This window comes from Cloacibacillus sp. (genome assembly GCA_036655895.1).
Taxonomy (GTDB): domain Bacteria; phylum Synergistota; class Synergistia; order Synergistales; family Synergistaceae; genus JAVVPF01.
In genome coordinates, this window is sequence record JAVVPF010000012.1 from 62883 (window position 1) to 69699 (window position 6817).

General features: G+C 56.7%; 4 protein-coding genes. All 4 read left to right on the forward strand.

The window, feature by feature from the left end:
• Nucleotides 1-120 precede the first annotated feature (120 nt).
• The 4 genes from secA (at nt 121) to RRY12_05540 (ending at nt 6737) form a co-directional block, all read left to right on the forward strand.
• A complete protein-coding gene (gene secA, locus RRY12_05525; GenBank protein ID MEG2184115.1) occupies nt 121-2835 on the forward strand; it encodes a preprotein translocase subunit SecA in 2715 nt (904 codons plus the stop codon).
• A 13-nt stretch (nt 2836-2848) separates the two neighbouring features.
• Complete coding sequence (locus RRY12_05530; GenBank protein ID MEG2184116.1) at nt 2849-4672, forward strand: hypothetical protein; 1824 nt, start codon at nt 2849-2851, stop codon at nt 4670-4672.
• A gap of 74 nt (nt 4673-4746) precedes the next feature.
• Nucleotides 4747-6423 carry an arginine--tRNA ligase gene (gene argS, locus RRY12_05535; GenBank protein MEG2184117.1) on the forward strand — a complete coding sequence of 559 codons (1677 nt, stop codon included), beginning with the start codon at nt 4747-4749 and terminating at the stop codon, nt 6421-6423.
• A 17-nt stretch (nt 6424-6440) separates the two neighbouring features.
• Nucleotides 6441-6737 (forward strand): septum formation initiator family protein, encoded by a 297-nt coding sequence (locus RRY12_05540; GenBank protein MEG2184118.1) that lies wholly within the window; start codon nt 6441-6443, stop codon nt 6735-6737.
• The last annotated feature ends 80 nt before the right edge of the window (nt 6738-6817 follow it).

Genomic DNA, 6817 nt, shown 5'->3' on the forward strand with positions numbered 1-6817 from the left:
CGCACAGCTCGGTAATTATTTTTTGACTAACTTCCACCTATAAGTATATAATCAATAAATATGCAGCGCATGTTATGCGGCATGTTGTACTGTGCCGTCTGAAAGGTGGAAAATAAATAGATGGGGCTTCTCAACGGAGTAATAAAGGCTCTGGGCTTTGACCCGAACGACAGGGCAATCGCGAAATATGAAAAAAGAGCGGAGATAATAGATTCCTACGAGGCGGAGACTGAAAAGCTCACCGACGAGGAACTTGCAAGATCCGCGCAGATTTTTAAGGAACGCCTTGACAAAGGCGAAACGATCGACGACATACTGCCCGAGGTCTTCGCCAGGGTGCGCGAAGTCTCAAAGCGCACGCTTGGACTGAGACACTTCAAGGAACAGATGATAGGCGGTATGGCGCTCAACGACGGCAACATCGCCGAGATGAAGACAGGCGAAGGAAAGACGCTTGTCGCGACTCTCGCCGTCGCGCTCAACGCCATCGAGAAAAAAGGCGTCCATGTGGTCACGGTAAACGACTACCTCGCGGCGCGCGACGCTCAGTGGATGTCGCCAGTCTACAACGGCATGGGCCTTTCCGTCGGCGTCATCTCGCCGTTTATGGCCGACGACAAGCGCTCCGAGGCCTATCACTGCGACATAACCTACGGAACGAACAGTGAATTCGGCTTCGACTATCTGCGCGACAACATGGCTATACAGAAGGAGCAGCAGGTTCAGCGCGGCCATAACTTCTGCATCGTAGACGAAGTAGACTCCATCCTCATAGACGAGGCAAGGACGCCGCTTATCATCTCCGGCCCCTCCGAGGACAACACGGAGCCGTACCGCATTGCGGACGGCGTGGCGCGCGAACTTCTCAAGACCACGGACTTCGAGCTTGACGAAAAAGAACGCAACCTGGCGCTCACCGAGGCGGGCATCTCAAAGGCAGAACGGCTCATGAACCTGCCCAATCTCTTCACCGACTTCAACAACTCGTCGCTTTCGCACAAAATAGTGCAGGCGCTCAAAGCGCATCACCTCTTCCAGCGCGACGTTCACTACGTCGTGAAGGACGGCGAGATCGTCATCGTAGACGAATTCACGGGGCGCCTCATGTTCGGCCGCCGTTACTCCGACGGGCTGCATCAGGCGATAGAGGCCAAGGAACGCGTGAAGGTGGGCCGCGAAAACCAGACGCTCGCCACGATCACGCTGCAGAACTATTTCCGTATGTACAAGAAACTGGCGGGCATGACGGGAACGGCCCTCACAGAGTCCGAAGAGTTCAACGAAATATACGGCCTCAAGGTCATCGTCATCCCGACCCACATGCCGATGGTGAGAAAAGACAATCCCGACTCCGTCTACAAAACGTCGGAGGAAAAATATATCGCGGCCGCGGACGAAGCGGCGGAGCATCACGAAAAGGGCCAGCCGATACTGATAGGCACGGCCTCTATTGAACATTCGGAGACTGTCAGCAAGCTGCTTAAGGTGCGCAAGATACCCCACAGCGTCCTCAACGCGAAGGTCCACGAACGCGAGGCCACCATCGTAGCGCAGGCAGGACGCTTCGGAGCGGTCACAGTGGCCACGAACATGGCGGGCCGCGGAACGGACATCGTGCTTGGCGGCAACCCTGAATTCCTCGCAAAAGAAGAGCTCGAAAAAGAGGGCAAAAGCCCCGCCGACGAGCCGCAGCTCTACGCCGAGACGCTTGAAAAATACAAGAAGCTCTGCGCCGAAGAGCACGAAAAGGTCATAGCGACCGGCGGCCTCCACATCATAGGCACTGAACGCCACGAGTCGCGCCGTATAGACAACCAGCTCCGCGGCCGCTCAGGCCGTCAGGGCGACCCGGGCGAAAGCAGATTCTACATCTCGCTCGAAGACGACCTGATAAGGCTCTTCGGCGGAGAAAAAATTTCCGGCATAATGGAAAAGCTTGGCATGGAGAAGGGCGAATCAATAGAACATCCGCTGCTTTCAAGGGCCATCGAAAACGCGCAGAAAAAGGTAGAAGAGATGCACTTTGACATACGCAAACAACTCCTCTCCTACGACAACGTCATGAACCGCCAGCGCGAGGCCATATACAAGGAGCGCGCCGACATATTGGACGACAAGGACATCACGGCGCGCACGCTGAGCGTCCTTGAGGACACGGCTCAGGCGCAGCTCGACAAAATATTCGAGGATAAAAAAGCTGAAGAGCCAGAGGTCAAGTCCGTCAGCGTTCGCCTGAACGCTCTCTTCTGGCCCGGCATCGCGCGCCACCTTGAAGGCGTGCAGGCCGAGGTCGAACTTGAAGAGGCGCGTCCTAAGATACTGGATGAGATACGCGCACGCTTCCGGCAGAAGACGGAAGAACTTGGAGGAATGCTCTCCGAGCAGATATACAGGTACATCTTCCTCGAAGTGCTCGACAAAAACTGGAAGGAACATCTGCTTGCGATGGACGAACTGCGCCGCGGCATCGGCCTTCGCGCGATAGGCCAGAAAGATCCTCTCATCGAGTATCAGTTTGAATCCTTCAACCTCTTCCAGCAGATGCTTGAGCAGATACGCGAAGGCATCACTGAATTTGCGCTGAGAGTCTCCGTCGTGACGAAGGAACCGGAACACGAGGAGAGCCGCAAAAAGTGGCGCGAAAGCCGCGACCCGTTCGACATCCCGCAGGCGTCCGGCGCGAACTACAACGACGATATGGAAAACCCAGGCACGCTTGCCACCGCGCAGAAGACCCAGCCTGTCATAAACGACATAAAGATAGGCAGAAACGACCCGTGCCCGTGCGGCAGCGGCAAGAAATACAAGCAGTGCTGCGGACGGAACAAGGAATAAACAGGAGACGGCGATGAGACATTTCAAGAGGACCGCAATACTTACGCTGGCGCTCTCCGCGCTGCTCTTTTCCGCAGGCGGGGTATGCGCTTGGGATGCTTCCGAAGAGATATCGAGGCTGAAAAAAGAGGTTCCGGCCGCGGAGAGCTTCGGAGGAAACGGTTCCGTCATCTGGCAGCGCAATAATGAATCAAAGATGCTGCTTGACGGTTCGATGGAAAATTTCAGAAGTGTAATGATAATGGTCGGCGAGACTGTGCCTCAGAACTGGAAGACGGTCTGCTACCCGACGCCCGCCGCGGGCAGCCTCAAAATCGAAGAGGCCGCCTGGTACAACCCAATGACAGGCATGAAAGAAGGCTCCCTTCCCACCCGCGTTGAAACCCTGCCGGGCGGCGCTGAGATGTCAGTCGTGCAGATCCCGGATGCCGCCGTGGGGCGCGTCGCCGTAATCGCGGTGCGCGAACAGCGGGCAAAACGCTACGGCGTCGACGAGACTGTGAACATGGCCGGCCCTCTGCCCGTCTGGGAACAGAAGGTCAGCGTCGAAGTGCCGGAGGGAATGCCGATATTCTGGACTGGGCGCGACGTAAAAGAGCCTGTCCTCTCAAAGAACGCAAGCGTCACAAAATATTCATGGCAGGTGATGAATCAGCTGCCGTGGAACGGAGAGGGCTTCGTCCTGAACGAAAGGCCGATGGTCTCCTTCAGCTCCAAAAAAGGCGTCGTCCAGAGCATGCGCGCGACGGCTGAAATAGCCTCCGACATTCCGCAGCTGCAGCTTCCAGATGCCGCGAAGGGAGACTCTGCCCGCGCCGGCGCAAAACTCATAGAGTGGGTCAACGCGCCGGAACGCACTCTTGCCGGCGTGCCCGCGAACTGGGTGCGCGCCGCGGACAACATCCCCGCAAACGGCCCTTGGACGCCGTGGGAAAAGACGCTGCTGCTTGACAAATGGCTCAAAAAACTGGGTTGGGAGACAACACTGTGGTGGAGCGCGAAAATGCCGCTGACAGACGACACGCCCGCCTCGGTAACGCTCTTTGAAGAACCGGTGCTGGAACTTGCTCCGCGCGCTGGCGCAAAATCTTCGTGGTTCGCTGCGGGCTCGCCCTTCTCGCAGGGGCGCGCGCCGTCGTCGGCCGCTGGGGCTGAACTTTACGGCCTCAAAGACGGAGAAGCCGTGACAAAAAAACTTTCCGCAGGCTCTCCATCCGAAAACAGGCTCGCGCTGCTTTGGAAACTTAAACTCAACGCTGAGGGAAGAGCCGACGGCACGCTCGAAGTGACCGTAACGGGCGGCTGGAGCGAGCTCTTTTCAGGGCACGCAGCGCCCGCGCTTGACAAGCTCGGCGAGTTCCTCGTCTCGAAGGTCAACTTCGCAATACCGGGCATGTCGCTTGTGCCTAAAGAGGTAAAAGAGATGCCGCTTGGCTACAGGCTCGCCTTCGACGTAAGCTGCGCCCCAGGCATCGTACACGGCGGAAGTATGCTCGTGCGCCTCCCCGGAGGCATTCCGCTACGCGTAAGCGACATGATAGGCAAAGAGCAGAAATACACGCTCCGCTTCCCGTTCGTGATTGACCAAAAGGTGCGAATCAGCACGCCCAAAGGCTTCCACATGCTCCAGAGCCCGCCGCTCAAACAGCTCGGCACCGGCACCAGCGCCGTACTCAACGAATCCATCACGCACTGGCCCAAAAAAGCGCAGCTTTTAGCCGACAGCACATGGACGGTCAAGAAACGCGAGGTAAACGAAAAGACGGCCCCCCTCATGAGAGAGGAGCTCGCCGCGGCGCTCAGATGGCCAGTCCTCGATCTTCCGTTCAGAAAATAATTATTAAAGATAAAAAAGAAATAAAAATTTTAATAAAAAATTTGCAGGTTCCAGCAGACAAGGAGTGAAGCAGTATGCAAAACATGACGGAAGAACTCAAACAGTCGCTTGACGCGGCCGTGAAGGCCGTTGCCGCGGAGAAGGGCCAAGAACTGCCGGAGGGCTTTGAGGTTCGCCTTGAGCGTCCGCGCCAGGAGGGCCACGGCGACTGGGCCACAAATATAGCGATGCAGCTTTCAAAGCCGTTCGGCATGAAGCCACGCGACCTTGCGGGGGAAATAATCGCCAAACTCCCGAAAGATTCCGTAATAGAAGAGGCAGACATCGCCGGCCCCGGTTTCATGAACTTCAAACTGACGGCGGACTGGGTCACAGAGGCCGTTAAAGCCGCGATAGAAAAAGGCAAAGACTACGGCCGTGTAAACGTAGGAAAAGGACGCCGCGTAAATGTTGAATTTGTCAGCGCAAACCCGACCGGCCCGCTCCACATGGGTCACGGACGCGGAGCTGCCGTAGGCGACATCACGGCGTCGCTGCTTGACTTCGCAGGCTACGACGTTGAGCGCGAATACTATATAAACGACGCCGGCCTACAGATGGAGCTGCTTGGAAAGTCCGCGCAGGCCAGATACTTTGAGGCCTTCGACCGCGCCGAAGAGGCTCCTATGCCGGAGGACGGCTACCACGGCGAATACATGACGGACATCGCGGCCCGGTTCGTTGGAAAATACGGACAGTCGCTCGCGGAGAAGCCGCTTAGCGAGACGCTGCCCATCTTCACAGACGAGACCTCAAAAATGGTGCTTGAGCTCATAAAGAAAGACCTTGAAGATTTTGGAGTAAAGTTCGACGTATGGTTCTCAGAAAAATCACTCTACGACGACAACTGCGTCGATCCGGCGATGGAGGCGCTCAAGGCGCGCGACTACGCCTACGAGCAGGACGGCGCTCTCTGGTTCCGCTCGACGATGTTCGGCGACGACAAAGACCGCGTGCTCATCCGTTCAAACGGAATGCCCACCTACTTCACCTCCGATGTCGCCTACATGAAAAATAAATACGACAGAAACTTCACAAAAAATATCTTCGTCTGGGGCGCCGACCATCACGGCTACGTTCCGCGCATCAAGTCCGTCAACAAAGCCTTCGGCTTTCCTGACGACGGCATAGAGGTGCTGCTCATCCAGATGGTCAATCTGCTGCGCGACGGCAAACCAGTGCAGATGTCAAAGCGCGCCGGCACCATCGTCACGCTGCGCGAAATAATGGACGAAGTCGGCCGCGACGCCGCTCGCCTGTTCTTCGTCGTGCGCCGCTGCGACAGCACCGTCGACTTTGACCTGGAGCTTGCGAAAAAGGCCTCGACCGAAAACCCCGTCTTCTACATCCAGTATGCCTACGCGCGTATATGCAGCATCTACCGCGAACTGGCCGAGCGCGGCATCCCTATGCCGAAAATGGAAGAGTTCGATGTTGCGCTGCTCACAGACCCCTCAGAGCTGAACCTTGCTAAAGCTATTTCGCGCTTCCCGGAGGAGATAACAAAAGCCGCCGAAGAGACCGCGCCGCACCGCCTCGCCTACTACGCGACGGAGCTTGCCGAGGCCTTCCACTCCTTCTACAACGCGCAGCGCGTGCTTGGAGTTGAGGAAAACGTTATGAAGTCGCGCATCCTGCTCATGGAGGCTACGCGCATCACGCTTAAAAACGCGCTTGACCTGCTCGGCGTCTCCGCGCCGGAAAAAATGTAGGCGCGTCGGACCAAACGATGACCGTTCCGAAGCTCCGCTGGGTGCTCTTCGCAGCCGCCGTCACCTTCCTGGTGGCGGTGCTGCTCACCTCCTTTTTTAAGGAGATAAATAAAATAGACACCCTGGCCGCGGCGCTCGACAGCCGTATGGAAGAGCTGGTAGCCGCCGAACGCAAGACGCAGAAGCTGAAGCAGGAGATACGCTACTACAGCACCCCCGAAGGCATTGCGCGCCTGGCCACGGAACAATTCAACCTCGTAAAGTCCGGCGACCGGATATACAAGATAGAGGTAGTCTCGAAAGACGCGCCATAAGCGTGTAGGTTTGTCAAACCTCTGTTACACGGCAACCAAAAAAGCTTTTAAGCTTTCCCGTAGAGATTTCCATTTAAGAG